The following is a 22716-nucleotide window of genomic DNA, read 5'->3' as shown; positions in this document are numbered from 1 at the left end:
AACTGGCGACCAAGGGTGGAGTGGCGGCGTAAGAGCTCTCCGCGCAGGCTGCCCTTAAATTTAGGCGGCATTCAAATTTGCACTTCGGGGCTTGGCCTATGGTCACCTAAGTCGTGGCCGGCCGCAGCCGCCAAAGGTCAGTATGCAAATCGATCCTATACGCACGTCGGCAGGAAGCGCTCACGGCGTTCCATCTGGAGGCTTCGTACGTGCAGCATTGGGTCCGGTAGACCTCGAGATATCTTGTGCGGCTTGTATGACCTCTTCGACCAAATCATGCCTGAGCAGATTGATGGGAATGCGGCCGCCGAGCAAAGGAGACGGGCTGATCAGCCAAAGCCATGCCACTCTGGGATTGGTAATGGAAGACAGCACTTGCCGTATTCCCGGCACAGGCCTTCCGTCAACGAACTGGCCCAAGGGAAAGACATGATTACGTGCGCCCTTCCTTAGTGCGATTACATCGTTGCGTCGCTGCCACCAGTGCAAGGTTGACCGCGGGATGCGGCAATGATCTTCCAAATAGGTCTGCCCTACGACCTGCCCCGCCCAGTGTTCGATACGCAGGGAATCAAGGTTGCCTCGCGGCCCTTGTATCTGCGAAGACTGGCTTGAAACTTTAGCCAAGCCGCTATCTGAACTGTTTAGGTGACGCCCGGCTTCGGTCGCAAGCGCGCGAACGAATTGGAACGCCAGCCCAGCCAACTCGTCCTGGGGAGCTTGTCGGTGTGTTGATGATGGCACGTCAAGAGTCTTATCATTAGGTGGGGCATTTCGACTGTGCGGTTCTATGGCCTCCTGACATAGAGCTAGAATTCGACACACTTCCTCAGTAATGAAAATGGAAAGTTCGCCCACCTGAAGTGGTTCACCCTCACGATCCACTTTGCTTTCCAATCTCGTCGTGACCTCTGTTGAGAATCGCGCCAACCGATGGCAGTCATCCGTTGACTACCCCATCCTCACGATCATTCTGCGTGCCGGTGTTCGTCGAGAACACCTCTCATAGCTGGCGCGAGCTCGCCCGGCCCCCGCCAACAAAAATTGCTCACCCGGGCCGGAGGGGATTTGGCAGCCTCTTAGGCTGTTCCCTGAATGTTCTTTTCATTGTCGTGTTGCAACAGCTCTGAGGTGACTGGGCCATATATGACCAAACCAGCTTCCTCTTCCTTCATTCAATCTTGCAACAGCTCGCATCCACTGGCTCTCGGATTGCATCATTGTTCAAAGGCAGCGTCGCACAACGTTCTCCAGCAGTTTCGAGATGTTATTGTTGAAGTCGTTTACCGGGAGGCTTCCGCAAAAGAGGATCGAACTCGCAGAGAAGACGAAATTTCCCCCAGGCTTCGGAACCAAGCAGAGATCCGCCCTGATCTGCGACGCCTGCCAGTCAGGCATGTTCACTTCCGCGCCCCAGTTTACTCTTTCCGGGGCAAGGTGCCAACCGCTAGTAACCTTTTCAGACTTAGCAACGACGACCGCTTCCGGGGGCGTTCCCAAGGACAAGTCGACAATGTCGAACTCGAATCCAGCTGCCCCCCCGCCGGAAAACCCAAAATCGCCGAGGACTTCGTCATTTATGCCGTCAAACAACCACTCAAAACTCGGATCATAAGAAGCTTCGGTACGCCGATAGTAAGTGCCACTGAACGGCCCGAAAGCCGACATGCCAACGCCGACGAGCTGCTGCGGAGGCCTATCATTCTTGAGCCAGAGGCCGCCATATTGGCCATCGAAGGCGTGGAAGTACTCTCCTGGTTCTGCCTCCCATGCCCTGGCCCCGGTCTGGCCGCGTCGAACTTCTATAGCGCTGGGAAAGACCTCGCTCGTTGCTATCCGCCAGTAGAATCCGTTGGCGCCAAGATAGCCCAAGCTGCCGCGGCCGGCCACAAAATCTTGGATTGCGTCCAGTGTGCGAGCCGTATGGTATTCCGGGTGGCTCACGGTGAGCACTAAGGCGTACTCTTCAAGAGCCTTGCTACCCTCGGCTTCGAGGTCATGATCCGTGACGACATCGAAGACAATATCTTTTGCCGCAAACCACGCCACCAGATGCATATCGGCAGGAAAATGTCGCAATCCCGATCCCCGCGTATTAACGTGAGCAAGGTAGCCGGGTCTCATGTTTAGCTGGGGTCGCAACATAGAACTGAACTGGATCCCGGTGCCGTCGGGATGAAAATTATAAAGCGAGCGACCAAACTCCGGATGCTCCTGCGGATGGTGTGGATAGGCGCGCCAAGCGTTACGCCTTTCGATATACGTGGTATCAAAGTTGTCGCGGGGATGATTGTTGTATGCAAGATAGGTAAATGTCGAGAACAGCACTGCAACCTTTGCCTTCGGAGCATCTCGGGCTGGGCGAACAAAAAACGGAATGATGTCCTCAGCGTCCTCGCATCTCAAACGGACGCCATACACTCCACTTGGAAGATCGGGGCGAATATCGAAGCAGAAATCGGTCTCCCAGCCGCAATCATAGAGATCGTCCTCGTGGAAATGGACGGCCGCATATTCATCAAGCGCGTGCCTCCAGTCCATTTCCTGGCCCGACCATCGTGAGCTGCGTACGGCTCGTGCGGGCAGGTTGTGCAATGTTCCATCGAGCCGCGACGGCCCTTTGTCGCGGATGTGCGATGTCGGAATGTCAATCCCGAAATCCCACAACGCGAGTATGGCTCCCTGTTCTGCAACAGGACCACCCAAGAGACGTTCGACAAGCTGCTCTCCACGCAACAACGCGGGGGCTTCGAGCCGGCCGTTGAAAAACGCTGTGAACGCTGATTGGTCTCCATGCTGTGGCGTAGCCGCTAGCACTAGTTTTGTGAATGCCTCTTTTTTTGGAGCGCTCGTCCCAACCTCAAAACACCGTGATCCGGTCTTAATATCATATCCCATCAAATGCAGGCCGCGCGCAGCGATCGCCAGACGCAACTCGTACCAGCGCCCGATCTCCAACGCGAAGGAGACAGCACTGGTTTCTGCTAACGTCTCGAGCTTCAGGCCACTTTGCTGAATGCTGACTGAAACTACGCCTCCCGACTCAGCGATAAAGGAGAACAACACCTGGGGGGAGTCACGCAGAAGACGCGGCTGGAATCTAATCAAAAAAGTCGCATCGCCATCGATTTCCAAGCTGCCAAAGGGAATGGTGCCGTAAGAGCCCGGGCGCGATGACTTCGCAACTGATGTATAGGCGCCTTCAAAATTTGACGACACCCGGCGAACATCTATCCCTGGCCCTTCCGGATTGGGGTCTGCCGAGAAAATGCGAACGAGATCGGCAGCGTAGTCGCTGGAGAAATCACTGGACACTTTCACTTCGATATTTTCGCCGGCTCGAACCGAAAGTTTGTTAGTATAACCGATTAGCATACGCTTGTATTCCTCAATATCGGTAAACTTTACCTGTTATGTTCATGGTGCTGATCAACCGCTGTAGTAAATTAAGGGCCGGGCCATGTTTCCATGTAAACAAAGTTTTCTGTCCTTATGGACCCTTCGCGGGTTTGTACGTACAGTGGGATGGATAAAAAGGGACCGTCAATTTATTAAATTCTTAAGACGCTCTATTAGTTTTTCTGATATGGCAGGCGAACGGATCCCGGAGGCTCCGCAGCTACAAATGGGGCGAACGCTTGCAGTCAGCAGATATGATCCTGGCAGGCCCGCCGTTCGGAAACGCCCACCGCCTTCAAATGCACGACGGCGTCACGTTTTGCGGCAGTCTACCGTTAATGGGGGCGCGCCTCATCAGCGTCTTCAAGACGGCCACTGCGCGGTTGTAATGGCAAGAACATCTGCCACGTCGTCGACTACGATGATATTTAATCCCGGCGTTTGCTGGAGCGGATTGACCGAAACGTTCGGGTTCTTTAGTCCACGCCTTGCAGATGAATTCATAGGACGTGAGGTCTTGAGGGTCGTGAGCCTGCGAGCGAAATTGCATGCCGCGACGAAGTCGACGAGATGGCTGCGAAGCTGATCGTTGCCTGGCCTTGTGGTCCGGCTCTCTCGAGATGATCATGGGTTGCAGCGTTTAGACGCAGTCGTCGAGCGGCAGATAGCGCTGAAGGCGACGATGACCGCCTCTTCTTCCACTGTCAATCGCATCTACCGGCTCCATTGCGAGTAGGGACTTTCCGCTTTCCGTTCGCAGGCGGAAAGCCAAGCGGGGTTCTGCACGCAGGTGCCAATCCGAAGCGCGGAAGATGCCTGGCAGGACGCCACCCAAGATGAAGCCCACGTGTTTCGGCCGGCTACTCCCGCCGCGCCACTTAGCGTATTAAAAACCGCCGGGGCTTAGCCGCTTGGTGAACGTTCCATGGCAGGCCACACAACCTGCGCGCAGGCATTGGAGAGGCGTTGGCTGCCTGACGCGCGCGATCACGCCATCTTGAAGCCAAGTGAACCCCGGCGGAAGCCTATCGCTCAACTAAGCCCGCTGGTGGCTTAGCTGAACGCATACGACGAAGGCCCCATGATTGTTGCACGCGCGAGGGCCCGGCGAGCTCTATGATGGCGCGACGTGAAGGTCAGCGGCTTGCTGATCGGCGGGCTCGTCGGCCTGGCGCAGGCGCTGCCATTCCCAGGGCAGCAGTTCGTGCAGACCCGACGCGGGAAGAACGGCGATGCGAGCCAAGGCGTCGGCGAGCCAGGCTTTCGGGTCGACGTCGTTGAGGCGTGCCGTGGTGATGAGGGTGAGCATGACGGCGGCGCGGTCGGCGCCGCGTTGGGACCGGCGAAGGTCCAGTTGCGCCGTCCCAGGCGAATGCCCCGCAACGCTCTTTCGGCGGCGTTGTTGCTGAGGCAGATCCTGCCGTCATCGAGGAAGCGGGCGAAGTCGGCCCAGCGCCTGAGCATGTAGTTGATCGGCTTCAGGACCTCGGAAGAGCGCGAGAGGGTTTCGCGCTCGCGGAGCAACCATGCGCGCATGTCGTCGAGAAGTGGTTTGCTCCTCTCCTGGCGCACGGCCCGCCGCTCGTCAGCGCTGCGGCCATTGATGGTCCGCTCGATCTCGAACAGTGGGTCGAGCCTCCTGACCGCCTCCAGCGCGATCGGGGAGACCGGCTTGCCCCTCTTGCCGTCCCGGGCATTTTTCGCGATATCGGCCAGCTCGAAGAGGCCGCGCCGCGCATGGGCGAAGCAAAACGCCGGCGTGATCGGTTGAAGGATGCTGGCAGATGCTTCTGCGGGTGCTCGCCGCGTCGGTCGCTCGAGGCGTAATAGACCGCCGCCGGCGGCGCAGGTCCGGCGAAGGGGCGGTCATCGCGCAGATAGGTCCAGATCCGCCCGGTCACGCACTTGCCCTTCGCCAGGATGCGGATGGTGGTGTCGTCGCCATGAAGGCGCTCGGCAGCGAGCACATGGTTCTCCATTAGGCGGAAGAGCGGCATGGCGGCAAAGGTTCCATGGCCGACCTGGTCGGCCAATATCGACAGCGGCAGATCGATCCCCTCGGCCTTGAAGCGGGTGCTCTGGCGGTTGAGGGGAACGTGCATGCCGAACTTGTCGAAAAGGATCGTCGCCAGCAGCTTCGGACCGATGAAGCCGCGCGGCGTGGCGTGGAACGGCGCCGGGAGCTGGCTGACCTTACCGCAATCGCGGCAGGTGAACTTCTCTCGCACCGTCTCGATCAGCTTGAAGCGGCGCGGGATCTCTTCCAGCGTCTCGGTCACGTCCTCGCCCAGCTTCGACAGCCGCGATCCGCCGCAACAGGTGCAAACGTTGGCAGGAGCAATGACGACACGCTCGCGCTCGATGTCCTCCGGCCAAGGCTTGCGTACCGGCCGCTTGCGCGTGAAGGCGCGCACGCTCTGTGCCTTCGCCGCCGCAGCGGCCGCAGCAAGCTCATCCTCGCTTGCCGCGGTCACGAGATCTTCGAGCTGAAGTTCCATCTGCTCGATCAGCCGTGCCGTGCGTTCGGAACGCTGGCCGTATTTCTCGCGCTTCAGCTTCTCGACCATCAGTTGAAGATGCGCGATCAGCGCTTCGGTGTCCGATAGTTTCGCTTGCGCGGTAGCGGCCACCGCCTCGGCCTGCAGCCTCGCCTCACGCTCGGCCTGCAGCGCCGCCAGGGCACTCGCGAGGTCCGAAGATCGTGCGGCTTCAATGTCACGAAGCCAGTGAATCAGACTTTGCCCGCAATTTCAAAAGGTAAATGCTGGCCGACCCGCGTCGGACGCCAGGTTTCCTGAGGGTTGCGCCCGGACAGGAGATAGCTCAACTGCGACGTCGATATCGTAACGCTTCCCTCCGCCAGAGAGGGCAAGGCTCGGAAAGCCGCAGCGCATGTCGGTGTGTCCCGTCGCCAACCACACCGCACCCCGTCGGAACCGGGATCATCGCAGCGTTTCCAGGCCCCGCATGAGCCGCAGCAGCGCCTCAACATCAACGCTACGGTCCACGATCACCCGGCGCCCGTTCGCGCTCACCACTTCCATCTGGCCAGCCGCACTCGCTATGGGCGTCTCCATCGCCGCGGGGCCTCCGGCAGATCATGGCGGGGACGAAACCTCCGACCGATTCACCCCCAAGGCGGCCTTCACGCCACGCTCGCCGCCACAGATGCAGCAACTGGTTCGAAATGCCGTGCCGACGCGCTGTGGCTGAAACAAGTCGAGGCCCGCAATAGCTTTCCTCTACGATCCGAAGCTTCGTCGCGACCGGCCAACGCCGTCGCCGGCCCGTTTCCACGATCTCCATCCGCGTCACGACATGACTGTCAATATTGCTATCCATTTTGACAGTCAGCAGCCAAACGCATCAGCCCGCAAGGCGGCCTTACCCGTTTGCGTACGCTTAGCTGCATGCCGAACAGATCGCACGTCGATCCGGCGGCCGTGTCGCGGAGGAAAATCCTCAGTCGTGATGCCCACGGATGCGAACTATTGGGCAGCGCCCAGCCGGCGACGGGATCGAATTGCCGAGGCCTTGCGCGGGATCCGCCCCTTCGTCAAACGCGCTCTCAGCAGTGCGCGAACAAGACACTGTCTCCGATACTTCGTCTGCTAACCGGCGCGTTCTTCTCTCGACGATTGTTCGCGTGTAATCACGTCCACGAATGTTTCCACAAGCGGCGACTGGCGCGAAAACTTATCGCTACCCCGGCGCCAAAATACTACGTAATGGTATGTTGCTGCCGGCTGAAAAGGAACGATTTTCACATCAAACATCTGATATTGCTTCGCAATAAATTCATTATCGATCATGATACCCATGCCATGGGTCACAAAAGAAGCGTCCAAGCCTATTGTGTCCGAATAAATCTTCGCAGGCGTCAATGAACCTGTCTTCGTAGAAGTGTATTCTCTTTCTAAAACGATTTGAGGCTGATCAGAGATGTCATCCAAAGTTATGATCTCTTTGTCAGCAAGCGGATGGTCAGGATGCAATACGCAGACGCTCTTGCTTTCGGCAACTATCTGCCACTCAAAGAAGCGCTCGTCTAACGGCAGCCGGGAAATTCCGATATCGGCCTCCCCCGTCACCACGCTTTGTGCAACTTCATCGTATCGCTGTGCCTTGAAATGAAACTCTAGAGACGGATCCAGATTGTCGACCGCGAGAATGATTTTTGGGACGAGGCCGAACGAGAGTATATGCGGTGCGGCAATGGTCAGGCGGTTTTCTTTTGTGCGGAAAGAGTTGGTAATTTCCTTCTCGATGCGCCCAAGTGTCTCGAAGTATCTGTCGAGCCTATTATAAATTTCAATGGCAAGTGTGGTCGGGATAAGGCCACGGCGATCTCGCGTGAACAGCTTTTGGCCAACGGCGTCTTCGAACAGTCTGAGATACTGGCTTACGGCTGACTGGGTGATCCCGAGTTCTCTGCCGGCCCTCCTTGTGGAGCCGTTTCTAATGATCTCCCGAAAAATCTGAGCGGACCTGAACGCAGGCTTGCTGTTTCTGCCTGAAAGCTCTTCCATTGCGTTCGCCTGAATTTGTAGTTGCGGAAAGCCCCAAGGATCCCTTTGGCGACTATATCAGAAAAATTAATAGGGCGTCACAAAAATTTAATAAATTGACGGTTTTTGGGATTCCTCCCATCGTTTGGCATGCAACCTTGTGATAAAACGCAAACGGGTTTTTTTTCTTCGCTCCGGTTAGCTTCCGGCTGGGAAAGCGCGGCGTCTCGGGGAAATTGGTATGAAATCGACCTCGACGCGATCAGGCACAATTACCGACAACTGCGCGCGCATCTTCACGGCACCGTTAAAATTTTTGCATGCTTAAAGCGAAACGGATATGGCTGTGGAGCAGGGCCCGTCGCGCGCGCTTTGGCTACTGAAGGCGCTGACGGCTTTGCTGTTGCCGCTTTGGCGGATGCCATAGCGATCCGGGAAACGGGCGTTGATCTCCCACTTCTGCTTTATCCCGGTGCGCTGCCGACAGCTGCGGATACAATTCAATCGCTCGGCCTGACCGTCACCGTCTCCAGTGTGGATGAACTGGATCGCTGGCGTGCTGTCATGAATAGAAGCCGCATCTTCATTAAGGCGGACCTAGGCTTCTTCAGGGCTGGGGCGACACCGGGAGAGACGGGCCAACTTCTCGCAACCGCACATGCATGCAGCGATGTTGAGGTGCAGGGACTCTACGCACATCTCAGCGAGCTGCCCACATCCACGCCTTCGTCCACGATTGAACAATTCGCCCGTCTGCAGAGAATACTGAAGGAAGCCGAGGCGTCCGGAACCCGCCCGCCTGTCATTATGATGTCAAGTACTGAAGGTGTGCTTCAGTATCCCGAGATGGATCTCAATGCCGTCGATCCAGGGGCGTTATTTGTAGGCTTTGCCGAAGCAGTCCGACCAGTACGGCACGTCACCTTGAGGCCAGCGCTTAAGGCTATCTCGACCTCCCTCGTTTCCATCAAGCAGATCGATGCTTCTCTAGGGCCAATACCAGAGATGGCCGGCTTTCGGTCGGGCATGACAATCGGCGTTCTGGGTATGGGCTGGGGAGATGGATTTCCGCGTCACGTGCCAGCCCGGGCGGAAGCGTTGGTGAGAGGGCAGCGCGCGCGGTTGCTTCCTCCCGCACATCTCGAACATTTGCGCATCGATCTGACGGACATCCCGGATGCGAGGTTCGGCGACCAGGTTCTACTGCTCGGGCAGCAAGGGGATCAGAAGATCACGCACGAACAAGTCGCCGCTCAATGGGGCACAGATGTTGTCGGTCTCTATGGTCAACTCCGGGACCACATCGCTAGGGTCTACGTATGAAAAGCTGGACGAAGAATAGGAGGACGATTCGAAATGAACGCGATCAAAACAGGTCGTTTAGTTTGGCTTGCTGCCTTTGCTGTCGTTCATAGGAGCAAACAGCAGTGACGGCCACGATCAAGGCGATTCCACGCCAAACTGTGGCGAACATTGCCGCCGAAGCGATCCATGTTGAGCACCTACACAAGAAATTCGGCGCGCTCCATGTATTGAAGGGGGTCTCGCTATCCGCACGCGACGGCGATGTGGTCGCAATCATCGGCGGAAGTGGCTCGGGCAAATCCACCCTGCTTCGCTGTATCAATTGCCTGGAAAACCCGACCAGCGGAATAATTCGCGTGAATGGCGAGGAAATTCGCCTGAAGCATGACGGCAATGGAAGTACCGAGCCGAGGGACCGAAAGCAGATCGAGCGAATACGTTCCAGGCTCGGCATGGTGTTTCAGAGCTTCAACCTCTGGAGCCACATGACCCTGATCGAAAACGTGATCGAGGTGCCGGTTCATGTGCTTGGAGTAAAGCGAGAAGCGGCGGTCGCCGAAGCCGAGAAATTGCTCGCGAGAGTGGGGCTCCTAGAAAAACGCGACGTTTACCCGGCATTTCTCTCCGGCGGGCAGCAGCAACGTGGCGCAATCGCTCGCGCGCTCGCCGTCCAGCCACGGGTCATGTTGTTTGACGAGCCAACTTCGGCGCTCGATCCCGAACTGGTTGGCGAGGTGCTGGGCGTTATTGGCGGTTTGGCCCGTGAAGGTCGCACCATGATCCTGGTCACGCACGAGATGAAATTCGCCCGTGAGGTCGCGACCCACGTGGTTTTTCTTCATGAGGGTCGCCTCGAAGAGCAAGGATCGCCGGACGCAATATTCGGCTCTCCGAAATCGGAGCGGCTTCAACAGTTCATCCGCCGAGTAACATAGCGGATGGAAAATAGCATAAACAGTAACCGTGAAGGGAACCTCCATGAATGTAGTTTCAAAATTATTGACAGCAGCGGCAATCTTTTGCGCATCCACCTTGATGGCACAAGCTGATCAGGTGAAGGTTGGAATCGCGGCAGAGCCCTCCCCTCCATTTTTTTCTCTAGATGCCTCAGGGCATTGGGTCGGCTGGGAGATCGAAATCATCAATGCGATATGTGCCGAGGCAAAACTCGACTGCGTCCTCACCCCGGTCGCTTGGGACGGGATCATCCCTTCTCTGACCTCCAAGAAAATCGATGTCATCATGAGCGGGATGTCAATCACAGAGAAGCGCAAAAAGACGATCGACTTCTCCGACAAGTACTTTAGTGACAGTGGCTACACAATTGTCGGTCCGAAGGACGTCACGATGGATGCTACGCCTGAAGGGCTCAAGGGCAAGATCTTGGGCATTCAGGTTTCTACCAATGCCGAAGTCTACGCCAGCAAGCATCTCAAAAACAGCTTAGCAGAACTCAAAACGTACCAAACGCAGGATGAGGCCCAACAGGACTTGGTCGCCGGCCGGATCGACGCCTGGATGGCCAGCCCGATTGCCGTTGATTCATTCTTGAAAACCGGGGGCAAGACCTGCTGCGAGATAAAAGGCAAGGTTGCCAATGATCCCAAGATCATGGCGGCGGGCGTGGGCGCAGGCCTGCGTAAAGAAGACGCCCAGCTCAAAGAGAAGATCAACGCCGCCATCAGGGGGATTCGTGCTAACGGCAAGTACAACGAAATTACAAAAAAATACTTCGACTTCGACGTTTACGGCGAATGAAGACACATCTGTCCTAGTGTTTTGACCCTCGCAATCACTCGCCTCACTGAGTCGGAGACCGGCGGCTCCTTCTTCACACCCGGTGAACGGCAGGTTCTGGCGAGGGTCATCTCAACACTGTTTTGGAGGTTTTCTTGACTGAACTATTGTTATCGCTGGATCAGACCAGCATTTTCGAGTTACTTGCACCTACGTCACCTGGTTGGGGTGGAAATCTGCTTCACGGGTTCATTAACTCAATCGAAATCGGTGTCGGCGCATTCGCCTTGGGATTGCTCATTGGCATGGGCGGTGCTCACGGCAAGCTCTACGGCGGACCTGTGCAACGCGATTTGCTTCAAGTCTACACCACGCTTATCCGCGCGGTACCGGAATTGGTGCTGATTCTGCTCGTCTATTTCGCGGTTCCGGACCTGATCAACCGCCTCTTAGAAACTTTCGGCTACGGACGCATTGACGTCACCGGGCCAGTAGCCGGAATCGTTGCGCTCGGCTTCGTACAGGGTGCATACACAACGGAGGTGCTGCGCGGCGCGATCCTCGCGGTGCCGCAAGGCCAAATCGAGGCTGGGCGAGCCTTTGGCATGAGCCCGACAATGCTGATGCGGCGCATCACTCTGCCTGCGATGCTGCCCTTCGCTATCCCAGGTCTGGCAAATCTCTGGGTGAGTGCATTCAAGAGCACAGCTCTTCTAGCCGTTGTCGGATTCAATGAATTGACGCTGGAGACACGACAGGCTGCGGGCGCTACAAAAGCCTACTTCACCTTCTTCATGGCCGCTGGTGTGCTTTACTTATTGCTCACATTGATCTCCAACGCCCTTATTGGACGCATCGAGCATTGGACAAGGCGCGGTCAGCCGCCGGTTGCGGAGAGCCGCTGATGACCCATTCCCCGACGACTGCCTCGGAGAACCACCGCCCGATTGGCTGGTTCGAGCCACATCGAATCATATTGATCGTGATAGCCATAACCTTGGTAACCGCAGCGGCCGTCTTTATGCGCTGGGATTGGCTTCCCGATTACTACACGCTTGCGGTGGCCGGTTTGTGGACTTCGATCTGGATCCTTATCGTGACCTGCGTCTTCGGCTTCGTTCTAGCGTTGCCGCTTGGGCTCGCTCAAGTGACGGGCCCCAACTGGCTTAGTCTTCCAGCGAAAGCTTTCTGCACCGTCATCCGAGGCACACCGTTGCTCTTACAAATTTGGTTGCTCTATTACGGGGTTGGCTCGCTCTTCCCGCAATATCCGTGGGTTCGCGAATCCGCTTTCTGGCCCCTCGTTCGCCAGGCGTGGCCTTACGCCGTACTCGCTCTAACGCTGTCCTTCGCAGGCTACGTGGGCGAAGTTATGCGCGGTGCTTTTGCCGGCGTGCCGCGCGGCCAGCTCGAGGCCGCACGCGCTTTCGGTATGAGCCGTTGGAAAGTATTTCGCCGGGTCTGGTTACCGCAGGCAATACAAACGGCGTTGCCGACATTGTCTGGTGACACAGTGTTGCAGCTCAAATCGACACCGCTTGTCGCTACCATCACGGTCGTCGACCTTTATGCCGTTGCACTCCGAGTTCGTCAGGATACGTTCGTCATCTACGAGCCATTGCTTCTGCTTGCATTGACATACATGGTTCTCACGGGGCTGCTCGTATGGATTTTCAATCGACTCGAAGCGCGTATCCCAGTCAGAGTAGGATGATACGCCGCGCGCAGATGAACTGTCCAAAAGGGAAGAGTTCACTCGGCAGCAAATCGTAAACGTGCGGTTCATTGGGGGGGAAAGGCGGTCGGGATTTTGTTGACACCTAGATGGACGCCTCTTCCTGTCCTCATTCAACATCACTCAACCAACAGAGTATCCGGAACGACGAAAGATGCAGCTCACTTGTCGGATACGTGCAGCATATTTCGCCGGGACCCATTTCGGTTCCTTGTTTTATGGATTGCTCCAGATCACAGGTTCTCATGCATAGCTACTACGAGGCAACCGTTTCCCGCGAAATCTATCCAGAATTGACGGGCATACTTGACACGCAGGTCTGCATCATTGGCGCCGGGCTCGCCGGTCTGTGCACTGCGCTCGGGCTCGTTGAACGCGGCGTGCGCGACGTCGTCGTTCTCGAAGGCGAGCGGGTCGGCTTTGGCGCATCGGGGCGCAACGGCGGGATCGTTTTCGGGGGCTACAGCCTCGATACCGGAGACCTGCTTCGCACGCTAGGCCGAGCCGAAGCACGCCGCCTGTACCGGCTTACAACCGACGCTGTAGAGTTAATCCGCGCGCGGATTGCGCGGTATGCCATCGACTGCGACATCGTCGACCGCGGCGTGGTCTTGGCGAACTGGTTCGACGATCAGTCTAGGCTCGACGGACTGAGGTCGCTAATGGAGCGAGAATTTGATGTTGAATGGGAGCCGGTCCCGACGGAAGTGCTGCGCTCTCGGCTGAAGACAAAGCGCTACCATGGTGGTCTCTTTGAGGCTAACGCTTTCCATGTTCATCCACTCAGGTACGTCCTCGGTGTGGCCGAAGCCGCGATGAAGGGGGGTGCGCGCGTCTTTGAGCACTCCCCAGCCTGCTCGGTTGAGCGTGACGGCGTGAGCTTCGTCGTGCGTACGACACGAGGTGCGGTGCGCGCGAAAGATGTCGTATTCGCAGGTGGTGCCTACACGCGAGGCGTATCACGCAGAATAGAGCGAGCCATGCTGCCCATCGCGACTTACGTGATTGCAACTGAGCCGCTCGGTGCCCGCCTTGCTGAGGCAATCGACGCTTCGCATGCAGTCTACGATACGCGCTTCGCGTTCGACTACTACCGCCCATTACAAGACAAACGAATTCTTTGGGGAGGGCGAATATCCGTGTTTAACCGTGATCCCGGCGCCATCACTCGCCTACTCAGGCGCGACCTCATACGCGTGTATCCACAGCTGGCAGACGTTGAAATCGATTACGCCTGGGGCGGGCTGATGAGTTACGCGCGCCACAAAATGCCGCAAATCGGTCGCGACGCTGATGGCCTCTGGCACGCGCTGGCATTTGGAGGACACGGGATGGCGCCGACGACGGTCGCGGGTGAAACACTCGCCGCTGCACTGACTGAGGGGACACCCGTACCAAAAAGCTTCACCAAGTTTGGCCTGACCCGTACCTACGGCCTCGCGGGCCTCGCCGCCGCGCAACTCACCTATACCGCATATCAAACGCGCGACAGGCTCGCCAAAGGCGTGAAGTAACACTTAGGAACAACAAACCGGCAGGTGCTGGCGACCTCGACGAATCTGATCAAGTTGAGTTGCAGCGTATAGTAGCGCAAACCCGGAACTGGCCGATCCTGAAGCCTTCGATTACATTGTGGTCGTTGGCGGGCTACTGAACAGTGAAAATCCTGTCGATGACAGAACCATCGCGTTTCTCAAGGAAGCCAGTCGGGAAAAGTTGACTCTGATCGGTCTGTGCACTGGCACGTTTGTACTCGCCGCGGCGGGCCTGATGAAAGGCCACCCGACCTGTGTCAGTTGTTAATTCCGGCATTTGCGGGAGCGGATTTAGCTTGAAGCGCTGTTGTTCTATGGCCCAGGCTTTGCAGATGAACTCTCAAGGCGTGAGACCCTTGAGGGTCTTGCTACGGGCGAAGTTGTAGGCGGAGACGAACCGCGTATCGTAGACAGCATGCGAAGGGTCGATTGCCTCAGCAGGGCGGGCACCGAGCGGCTCAGTTGCAATCACGTAAATCGCGATTGGCAGCATGGCTCGCTCTATTCTGGGTAATACGCCTCGCGTGTAGGCACCACCTGCGAATACGACATCTTTCGCGCGCACCGCACCTTGTGTCATACGCACGACGATCACACGCAACTGCGCCGGCACGATGTCGAGCCGCTCGCTCACGTCTTCGCTGACCTTGCCCCCAGTTTTTTTTCAGTTTGAGTTCGTTTCCGGCGTGGGTTGTGCCCTGCTGGGCGGGTGAAGCGACTGGCGCTGGCGCGGAGCCTTCGGCATATCGCAGCGCGAGCGACTGTCGCGGATTGAAGGTGGAGGCGAACTCGGCCGGTGTCTGCCAGGCGATTTGGGAGTGCGGCCGCGCGGTGTTGTAGTCGGCGCGCCACAAGGCGATGGCTACGCGCGCCTGAGCCAGCGAGGTAAACAGCGTCTCGTTGAGCAGTTCATCGCGCAGTCGGCCGTTGAAGCTCTCGATGAAGCCATTATCCGGCATGTTGTTCTCGGTGCCATCGTTTGTTCGGTCGTCAGGTTCCGTTAAGCTTGGCGCATCCGGGCCACGGGGCACCGAGAGCACGCAAGTGCGGACAGGCCGTTGTATGCAGATGAACTGCGAGATCGAGCACGTTATCTGGCCGCCCCTAAGACTCGCCCGGATGCGCAGATCCGTATTTGTCGTGTTGTCCGCTGGCTCCCTGTTCGTGACCAACGATGGAGGGAAACGTGCGTATTATCGGCATGGACATACACCGCGTAGCCGCCGAGGTCGTGTCGTTGCTTGATGGCAATCTCGCCAAGCTCGGCCGCGTTCAAATGCTGCGCAATCAGCTCGAGGCGTTCGCCAAGAAGGAACTCACCCATGACGACCAGTGGTGATCGAGGCGACCGGCAAGGCCGCGGCCGTCGCCGAGGTGCTATCGCCCTACGTGGATCGGGTCGTGATCGCCAATCCCAAGCAGGTGCACATGATCGCGCACGCGAAGGTGAAGACTGACACGATCGACGCCACTGTCCTTGCGAAGCTCTACGCCTCGGGCTTTCTGCCGGAGGTCTGGGTTCCGGATCCGGGGACCCTTGCCCTCCGAAGACAGGTCACCAAGCGGACACAGCTGGTTCGCCAGCGTTCGCGGCTGAAGAACCTGATCCAGTCAATCCTCCATGCCCACCTGTCCCGCCGTGTCCGCATGGGAACCTTGTCGGGATCAGCGGGAGCAAATGGCTAACGAGGCAAATATTGCCTGCGGATGAGCGCACTGCCATCGAGCGCCACCTCGGCTTGATTAACCAGATCAACGAGGCTTTGACGGTGGTCGAGGCGGATATCGCGGTGCATGCGCTCCAAGATCCGCGATCCGCCGCCTGATGACGCTGCCCGACCTCGACGTCACCGTGGCTGCAAGGGTTGCCGCGGCAATCGGAGACATACGGGGCTTCAGCGATCCACAGAAGCTCGTCGCCTATCTTGGCCTCAATCCGAGCGTGCGGCAGTCTGGTGAGGGGCCAGCCTATCACGGCGCATCACAAAGCAGGGCCGCGGCCATGCGCGGGGATGCTGGTCGAGGCGGCATGGGCGGCTGTGCGATCGCCAGGACCTCTACGCGCCTTCTACAAGTGCATCGCCTCGCGCCGCGGGAAGCACATCGCGGCCGTCGCCACTGCGCGCAAGCTTGCAATGATCATCTGGCACATGCTGAGCAAGGATACCGACTACATCTGGGCCCGGCCGGCCTTGCTCGCCCGCAAGTTAAGATCGGTCGAGCTGCGTGCCGGCCTTCCGACCAGCCATGCCAGACGCGGCACCGCCTTCGACTACAACATCCCGGCCAAGCGCGCCGAAGAACGATCCCGAGTCGAGAAGGCGGAAGCTGCCTATGCAGCAGCAGCTTCCCGATGGCGGACGCGACCGAACAGGCAAAACGCTGTGGAAAAAGCCGCCGAATGAGAAGAAGGGGCTATTCGCAATGTAATGCCATTCGACGCGGTTCTGATCCGCCCCAAGAGATGATGGGCGTTCGAGGTGAACTCGCTGCCATAGCACCTGCGGAATGAAGGAGCGGCGGCGGCCGAGACCGCGGTGCGCGCAGCTTTTTGCTGCGGGCGCACACCGCTGGAGGCGGCCTTGGCCAGTCGGAGTTTCTCTAGAATGTGAATGTTCACAACCCATTCCGGAGAGACCGACCATGACCACTTCAGATTCTACACCGCCGGCGCGGTGCTGGTAGCAATCGATATCGCCAAGGTTCGCAATGAAATTCTGATCGAAGACCCAAGCCACAAACGCCGACGCCGTCCGCAGGTCCTCAACAACCGTGCTGAGCACGACCATCTGGTCGAAGTCCTGCAGACGTACGGTCGCCCGGTGGTCTGTGGCTTCGAGGCGACGGGGAACTATCACCGGCCGATTGCATGGCGCTTGGCTGAGGCTGGTTTCGAGGTTCGACTGGTGTCGTCTCTGGCGCTCGCGGGACGCGAGAAGCGTTGCACAATAGCTGGGACAAGAACGACCCCAAGGACGCGCAGGTGATCCTGCACATGCTCCGAATACAGGCGACGCAGCGCTACCACGATCCGCTGCGCGCCGGCATCAACGATGTACAGGAACTGTCGAAGACACATGAGGCGATCGCCAGGGCAAAGACCGAGATTCAGCACCGGATCCTGACGCACTACCTGCCGCTGTATTTTCCCGAGATCGATCGCTTCCGAGGAAACAGCCGCAGCGATTGGTTCTTCGCATTCCTCGATGCCTTTCCGACGCCGGCAAGCATCACGGTGCTGACGAAGGAGGAGTTTGTAACAGCAGCTTGGGGTGTTGTCGGCCGCAAGGTCAGCAAGTCACAGATTCTAACGGATATTTACGAGACGGCGCGCTCATCGATCGGACGGCCGCTGCCGCTTGATGCGCCTGCCATTCGCATGTTCCGGATGGTCATTGACGAAGCACGCAGTCTGATCCGGCAGCGCAATGAGATCGAAGCGCAGGCCGACGAGCTGTTGCGGCACAGCCAGGATTATCAACTCCTGCGACAAATCCCGGGCATCGGACCGATCAACGCATTGACCATCATTGCCGAAGCCGGCGATCTTCGCCGTTTCGGTCATCATCGCCAATTCCTAAAGTTCTGCGGACTGGACCTCTCGACACAGCAATCAGGCCAATATCGAGGCCAGACCCGCCTTTCCAAATTCGGCAATGCTCGGCTGCGCCGCACCCTGTGGATCGCCGGACAAGTCGCCATCCGCCAGCGGGAGAACGGCTTCCGTCATAAGTTCGAACGCTACATCGCGAGGGATCGCGACAATCCCGATCTACGCCGCAAGGCAATGACCGCTATTACCGCCAAGATGGCGCGTGTCGTGCACGCCGTCGTCAAGGTGGTTCCGACTACCGGCCCTTCGTTGAAGGGCGGGTGCCAGGGGGAAGAACCTCTGTCAGCTAGGGCCGTGAGGGCATCGCTTCGATGACCATGTAGATAATGTTCGGGTCTTCCGCCTGGATCAGAAGCTCGTGTTGAGCACGGCGAGGGCCGCCTGCGTGCGTACCCTGTGTTTGCTATGGACGAGATCTTTTCCCTTGCCGGTGGAAGCCGCCTGGTTCGATGACTTGACCAACGTCACGCAGCAAGAGCATGCTGACGAACAGAGAGACCTTGACTGCAGGCTCCATTTCCTTCCGCTCTTAGGCCATTGTCGCTGACGATCATCCTCGGCCGGCCGCGCTCGGTGATGAGCCGGTCCAATTCGCGGGCAACCCGCATGCCCAAGAAAGACGTATCAACGATGAGTGCCAGGCACTCTCTCGTGCAGTCGTCGACGGCGGCCATGATGCGGAAGCGGCGCCCGTCGGTGAGCGGTCCGATACGAAGTCAAGCGACCAGCGCTCGTCGGGCCTCAGCGGCACCAGCATCGGCGCCCTGGTCCCGATCGCCAGTTTGCAGCCGCCACGGCGGCGAACGGCGAGTTTCTCCTCCCGATAGAGCAGGAACAGCTTCTTGTGCTTCACAACCAGGCCCTCCCGCCTCAGCATCACGAGAAGACGCCGGTAGCCGAACCGGCGACGCTCCTGCGCGATCGCCTTCATCCGCTCGCGAACCTCGCGGTCGTTCGGCCTGCTGGTCTCGTAGCGAACCGTCATACGGCAACAGCCGATGGCTTTACACGCCCGCCGTTCGCTCATTCCGAAGCCTTCCTTCAGGCGAGCGACAGCTTTCCGCTTGGCCGTCACCACTTCTTTCCCACAAGATCGCTCAACGCGGCATTGTCGAGCCATGGCGTCGGCCAGAAGCCGCTTCAGCCGCGTGTTCTCGTCCTCCAGCGCCTTCAGTCGCCGAGCATCGGAGACATCCATCCCGCCCAAGCGGGCCTTCCAGTTGTAGATCAAGGCGTCGCTGACCCAGTGCTTGCGGCACAGATCGGCAACCGACACCCCGGCCTCATGTTCCTTCAAAATGCCGATGATCTGCTTCTGTATTCGGTATCCTCCAGTCAAGACGTGACGTTCGATGCAGGTTCTTTGCTTCTGTTCGCGGTCGGCACGCAGCCGCCGGCATGATGGTGTCCGTGGGTCCGATCGGTTCAAAGCTCTTCGGCGTGCTCGGGAACCGGCAACGACAGATCATGCGAACTCGTCCGGACCGCGCCCTGCATCGAGCGCTCGCTATTCCATGGACAGCTCAGCCTAAGCTGCTGACCAACGGAAATCCTGTTCGTCAACCCACATGCGGTGAAGGTGACTGCCATTCGTCTGGCCAGGGCGACCTTCGCACGTCGGGCACCCTGTCGATTGGCAATCTTCATTGCCCGAGCCTTCATGCTCGACCATCGGGTCGTCGGGCGCAGGATGACGTTGCGCCTCGAACAAGGCCGTTCGCGCCTCACTGCGGCGGAAGCGCTTGGCATCATCGATAGTTGCCCTGTAGGTGAGCGCGGTGACGGGTCCTATGCCAGGCATGCATGAGGCGACGGCAGATGAGATTCACTCGAACCGCTCTCAGGAAGAGCCGATGCAGGGGACTGTCAGGAATCTTGTGCGTGAGGCCGGTTAACGTCATTGGCTGACACGGAGAAGCGGCTACGTTTCATGTCCTGGTCCTCTCAAATGGGCCAGAACGAACTTCAAACCGGATTAGATCAGAGGGCAAGGTCACGCTGCAATTCCTTGATGATCTGGACCAGACGAGCATTCTTCAGCGCATCCGGGTCGTCGGGAAGCTGGTCGGCCGAAATCGACATGAGCCGATCAGACCATATTCGCCGACGGCCCACGACAGCGGAATCCAGGCTGATTCACTTCGTCGCGGGGTCAGCCCGCCTGGGCTGGAATGCGGGTCCGGCGCGCCTCGTGGACTCGCCGCCAACCGAGCCCTTCGAGCAGGGCCGAGAGCTGTGCAGCCGTCAACCTCAATCACGCCGTCATGCACTTTCGGCCAGCGGAACTCGCCGTCCTCCAGAGCTTTGCATAAAGGCAGACCCCGGTGCCGTCCCGGCGTTTCTGATCGGCAGTCCGCAGCGCTGATCTTCGCGACGCTTTGCGGATATCGGGGCGGGAACGCTGCCATCAGAAAAACTCGGCTCGAGACCCGGCAACGGTAGTTGCGCCTCAGGCGAGCGGTTGGAAGGTGCCGGCGCGCCGATCAAGCAAAGCGCCGGCATCAGGCTGATGTGCCCAGCAATCTCTTCGTTTCCAGGACATCGAGCGCTGCACCGGCGCGCCGCGCCTTCGCCATTGCGCCTCACGCTCGTTGATTTTCTTCAGCCCGTCGGGCCGACAGCACAGCAGAGCGTGCTGTTTCGTTGCAATTCGCAGTCAATGCCATGCCTGTCGATCAGCTCCATGACCGGCGACGACCGTCGCCAAGCACACTCAGCAGCCGTTCGCTTAGACTGGGTCGAGCGCGGCGATCATATCGTCCGGCATCAGCCACAGGCCCCGTTGATCAGCCCGACGTTGCGGCCGTCGCCGCCAAAGCCGATTTCGCGGCCTTCCAGCAAAAGCACTCGCCACCCCGCTTCGGCCAGATGAAGGGCGCATGACATGCCCCGTATAGCCGCCGCCGACGACAACCACATCGGTGGATGGGATCCGCCAAGTGCGGTGGTGTCCGGACCCCTGCGGCGCGGTCGCTTCCCAAAACGCCGTGCGAACGGCGGTCATTCAGCATCGATCGGTTCTGTTCCTGCGCCTCGCCGTCTAGACAAGGTTGGCGCAGGCGGCCGCAATGCGCTGCATGGCTTCCTCAAGCTCCGCTTCGGATGCCGCGTAGGAAATCCGGAAGAAGGGTGAGAGGCCGAAAGCCGCACCCGGAACAACCGCCACATGAGCTTTCTCCAGGAGGTAGTCGCAAAAGTCGGTGTCGGTTTCGATTCGTTTGCCGGCGGGCGTCGACTTGCCCATAAGGCCGGCGCAGCCAGCGAAAGCGTAGAAGGCACCTTCCGGAACGCGGCAATGAATGCCTTGGACGGCGTTCAGGCCGGCGACAACGAGATCGCGGCGGCGGCGAAAACTTTCCGTCCTCTCCTTCAGGAAGTCCTGCGGTCCGGAAAGCGCCTCGACGGCAGCAGCCTGGCTGACGGATGACGGACAGGAACTCGACTGGCTCTGCACAACCGCCATCGCCTTGATCAGATCGCGTGACCCGCCGGCATATCCGATGCGCCACCCGGTCATCGCATAGGCTTTCGATACGCCGTTGACGGTAAGCGTTCGCGCCTTCAGCCGAGGCTCCAGCGCAACCGGCGTGGTGAAGCGGAAATTGCCATAGACAATGTGCTCGTACATGTCGTCGACCAGCAGGCAGACGTGCGGATGCCGCAGCAGCACATCAATCAGCGACCGATAGTCAGCCTCGCTATAGGCCGTCCCGGAGGGATTGGAGGGCGAATTCAGGATCAGCCACTTCGTCCTCGGCGTGATCGCCGCTTCTAATTGCTCAGGAGCAAGCTTGAAGCCGGCCTCAGCGCTACAGACACAACAAACCGGTACGCCCTGCGCGATGGCGACGATATCCAGATAGGAGGTCCACGCCGGCGTCGGGATGATCACCTCGTCGCCATTGTTGAGCGTCGCCATCATCGCGTTAAACACAACCTGCTTGCCGCCAACCGCCACGGTGATTTCGTCTGCCTCGTAGTCGAGCCCGTTCTCACGCTGGAATTTCTCGCGAATCGCTTGCTTGAGCTCTGCGGTGCCGTCGAGCGCGGTATATTTAGTATGGCCACACTCGATGGCGCGGCAGGCCGCCTGCTTCACATTGTCGGGCGTGTCGAAATCCGGCTCGCCCGCGCCAAGGATGATCACCGGCGCGTGGGCGCGCTTCATGGCCTCTGCGCGGACACCTATCTTCAGGATCGGCGAAACTCCGATGTTAGAGATGCGCGATGACGGCACGAAGCCGGCCTCGTCGATCCTCGTGGTGACGGTCATCGGCCTGTTCCTCACTCGATGTCAAATGAGACGCCTTGGGCCAGCGGCAGCGCCTTGGAATAGTTCACCGTGTTGGTGGCGCGGCGCATATAGGCCTTCCATGCATCGGAGCCGCTCTCGCGGCCGCCGCCGGTTTCTTTCTCGCCGCCGAAGGCACCGCCGATCTCGGCGCCCGAGGTGCCGATATTGACATTGGCGATGCCGCAATCCGAACCATCGACACCGAGGAAGCGCTCGGATTCCTGCAGGTCCCGCGTGAAGATCGATGACGACAGGCCGGCGCCGACCGCATTGTGCTCGTCAAGCACGGTGTCGAAATCCGAATACTTCATCACATAGAGGATCGGCGCGAAGGTTTCTTCCGTTACTGGCGAAACCTGCTTTGGCATTTCGACCAGCGCCGGATGGACATAATAGGCATCCGGATGGCCATTCTCGACCCGTGTCCCGCCGGTCACCTTGCCGCCATGGGCGGTCGCTTCGCTCAGGGCCTTCTGCATGGCATCGAACGCTGCCTTGTCGATCAACGGCCCGACCAGCGACGAGGTCTGCAGCGGATTGCCGACCGAAACGCTCTGATAGGCCTTCTTCAACCGCGGCACCAAGGCGTC

General features: G+C 58.7%; 13 protein-coding genes and 8 pseudogenes. 9 read left to right on the top strand and 12 right to left on the bottom strand.

The features are described from left to right. Nucleotides 1-1224: 1224 nt before the first annotated feature. From M653_RS0128800 to M653_RS0128780, 5 genes and pseudogenes are all read right to left on the bottom strand, one after another. Nucleotides 1225-3375 (bottom strand): N,N-dimethylformamidase beta subunit family domain-containing protein, encoded by a 2151-nt coding sequence (locus M653_RS0128800; protein ID WP_032936368.1) that lies wholly within the window; start codon nucleotides 3373-3375, stop codon nucleotides 1225-1227. A gap of 387 nt (nucleotides 3376-3762) precedes the next feature. Beyond that, a pseudogene (locus tag M653_RS1000000137930) lies at nucleotides 3763-3990 on the bottom strand (hypothetical protein); the annotation flags it as partial. Between the two features lie 523 nt (nucleotides 3991-4513). Beyond that, a pseudogene (locus tag M653_RS1000000134775) lies at nucleotides 4514-6113 on the bottom strand (IS66 family transposase). A gap of 228 nt (nucleotides 6114-6341) precedes the next feature. Next, nucleotides 6342-6741, bottom strand: a pseudogene (locus tag M653_RS1000000136280) (transposase). A gap of 269 nt (nucleotides 6742-7010) precedes the next feature. Further along, complete coding sequence (locus M653_RS0128780; RefSeq protein ID WP_027146424.1) at nucleotides 7011-7928, bottom strand: LysR family transcriptional regulator; 918 nt, start codon at nucleotides 7926-7928, stop codon at nucleotides 7011-7013. A 129-nt stretch (nucleotides 7929-8057) separates the two neighbouring features. Here M653_RS0128780 and alr point away from each other — a divergent pair, with 129 nt between their 5' ends. The 7 genes from alr (at nucleotide 8058) to M653_RS1000000136275 (ending at nucleotide 14487) form a co-directional block, all read left to right on the top strand. Continuing rightward, complete coding sequence (gene alr, locus M653_RS0128775) at nucleotides 8058-9230, top strand: alanine racemase (protein WP_084636996.1); 1173 nt, start codon at nucleotides 8058-8060, stop codon at nucleotides 9228-9230. Between the two features lie 104 nt (nucleotides 9231-9334). After that, complete coding sequence (locus tag M653_RS0128770) at nucleotides 9335-10147, top strand: ABC transporter ATP-binding protein (protein ID WP_051442858.1); 813 nt, start codon at nucleotides 9335-9337, stop codon at nucleotides 10145-10147. Nucleotides 10148-10190: 43 nt separating this feature from the next. Continuing rightward, nucleotides 10191-10970, top strand: coding sequence for a transporter substrate-binding domain-containing protein (locus M653_RS0128765; protein WP_027146421.1), 780 nt, complete (start codon nucleotides 10191-10193; stop codon nucleotides 10968-10970). 134 nt (nucleotides 10971-11104) lie between these two features. Then, nucleotides 11105-11854, top strand: a complete 750-nt coding sequence (locus tag M653_RS0128760) for an ABC transporter permease (protein WP_051442859.1) — start codon at nucleotides 11105-11107, stop codon at nucleotides 11852-11854. After that, entirely contained in the window at nucleotides 11854-12663 is an 810-nt protein-coding gene (locus tag M653_RS0128755; protein ID WP_027146419.1) for an ABC transporter permease, read from the top strand. The genes M653_RS0128760 and M653_RS0128755 overlap by 1 nt, the downstream gene beginning before the upstream one ends. Before the next feature lie 266 nt (nucleotides 12664-12929). Next, complete coding sequence (locus M653_RS0128750) at nucleotides 12930-14198, top strand: FAD-binding oxidoreductase (RefSeq protein WP_027146418.1); 1269 nt, start codon at nucleotides 12930-12932, stop codon at nucleotides 14196-14198. A gap of 88 nt (nucleotides 14199-14286) precedes the next feature. Then, nucleotides 14287-14487, top strand: a complete 201-nt coding sequence (locus M653_RS1000000136275) for a DJ-1/PfpI family protein (protein WP_084636994.1) — start codon at nucleotides 14287-14289, stop codon at nucleotides 14485-14487. Here the strand turns inward: M653_RS1000000136275 and M653_RS1000000138285 are convergent. Further along, a pseudogene (locus tag M653_RS1000000138285) lies at nucleotides 14479-14616 on the bottom strand (IS481 family transposase); the annotation flags it as partial. The gene M653_RS1000000136275 and the pseudogene M653_RS1000000138285 overlap by 9 nt on opposite strands. A 382-nt stretch (nucleotides 14617-14998) precedes the next feature. Next, nucleotides 14999-15169 (bottom strand): annotated as a pseudogene (locus M653_RS1000000137925) (transposase); the annotation flags it as partial. Between the two features lie 236 nt (nucleotides 15170-15405). On the opposite strand from M653_RS1000000137925, the pseudogene M653_RS1000000134770 reads away from it, so the two are divergent. Beyond that, nucleotides 15406-16624, top strand: a pseudogene (locus tag M653_RS1000000134770) (IS110 family transposase). 238 nt (nucleotides 16625-16862) lie between these two features. Further along, a pseudogene (locus tag M653_RS1000000134765) lies at nucleotides 16863-18122 on the top strand (IS110 family transposase). Between the two features lie 243 nt (nucleotides 18123-18365). On the opposite strand, the pseudogene M653_RS1000000134760 reads toward M653_RS1000000134765, so the two are convergent. The 5 genes and pseudogenes from M653_RS1000000134760 to M653_RS0128690 form a co-directional block, all read right to left on the bottom strand. Further along, nucleotides 18366-19171 (bottom strand): annotated as a pseudogene (locus M653_RS1000000134760) (transposase); the annotation flags it as partial. Nucleotides 19172-19360: 189 nt separating this feature from the next. Beyond that, a complete protein-coding gene (locus M653_RS1000000137085) occupies nucleotides 19361-19633 on the bottom strand; it encodes a transposase (protein WP_156938307.1) in 273 nt (90 codons plus the stop codon). Between the two features lie 965 nt (nucleotides 19634-20598). Further along, a complete protein-coding gene (locus M653_RS1000000137920) occupies nucleotides 20599-20718 on the bottom strand; it encodes an FAD-dependent oxidoreductase (protein ID WP_280940126.1) in 120 nt (39 codons plus the stop codon). Between the two features lie 154 nt (nucleotides 20719-20872). Continuing rightward, nucleotides 20873-22105: a pyridoxal phosphate-dependent aminotransferase gene (locus M653_RS0128695; protein WP_027146414.1), complete on the bottom strand. Its 1233-nt coding sequence runs from the start codon at nucleotides 22103-22105 to the stop codon at nucleotides 20873-20875. An 11-nt stretch (nucleotides 22106-22116) separates the two neighbouring features. Further along, on the bottom strand, nucleotides 22117-22716 hold a 600-nt coding region (locus tag M653_RS0128690), incomplete at its 5' end, for an aldehyde dehydrogenase family protein (RefSeq protein WP_027146413.1).

The sequence above is a fragment of the Mesorhizobium sp. WSM3626 genome, from assembly GCF_000513935.1.
GTDB classification, from domain to species: Bacteria; Pseudomonadota; Alphaproteobacteria; order Rhizobiales; family Rhizobiaceae; genus Mesorhizobium; species Mesorhizobium salmacidum.
The sequence above is the reverse complement of the archived record's forward strand: the minus strand, read 5'-3'. Positions and strand labels throughout refer to the sequence as shown.

What these genes read in the sequence shown, in the direction of transcription:
- M653_RS0128800 (WP_032936368.1), bottom strand. Translation starts at nt 3,375, where the DNA reads ATGCTAATCGGTTATACTAACAAACTTTCGGTTCGAGCCGGCGAAAAT.
- M653_RS0128780 (WP_027146424.1), bottom strand. Translation starts at nt 7,928, where the DNA reads ATGGAAGAGCTTTCAGGCAGAAACAGCAAGCCTGCGTTCAGGTCCGCT.
- alr (WP_084636996.1), top strand. Translation starts at nt 8,058, where the DNA reads ATGCAACCTTGTGATAAAACGCAAACGGGTTTTTTTTCTTCGCTCCGG.
- M653_RS0128765 (WP_027146421.1), top strand. Translation starts at nt 10,191, where the DNA reads ATGAATGTAGTTTCAAAATTATTGACAGCAGCGGCAATCTTTTGCGCA.
- M653_RS0128755 (WP_027146419.1), top strand. Translation starts at nt 11,854, where the DNA reads ATGACCCATTCCCCGACGACTGCCTCGGAGAACCACCGCCCGATTGGC.
- M653_RS0128750 (WP_027146418.1), top strand. Translation starts at nt 12,930, where the DNA reads ATGCATAGCTACTACGAGGCAACCGTTTCCCGCGAAATCTATCCAGAA.
- M653_RS1000000137085 (WP_156938307.1), bottom strand. Translation starts at nt 19,633, where the DNA reads ATGCCTGGCATAGGACCCGTCACCGCGCTCACCTACAGGGCAACTATC.
- M653_RS1000000137920 (WP_280940126.1), bottom strand. Translation starts at nt 20,718, where the DNA reads ATGTCATGCGCCCTTCATCTGGCCGAAGCGGGGTGGCGAGTGCTTTTG.
- M653_RS0128695 (WP_027146414.1), bottom strand. Translation starts at nt 22,105, where the DNA reads ATGACCGTCACCACGAGGATCGACGAGGCCGGCTTCGTGCCGTCATCG.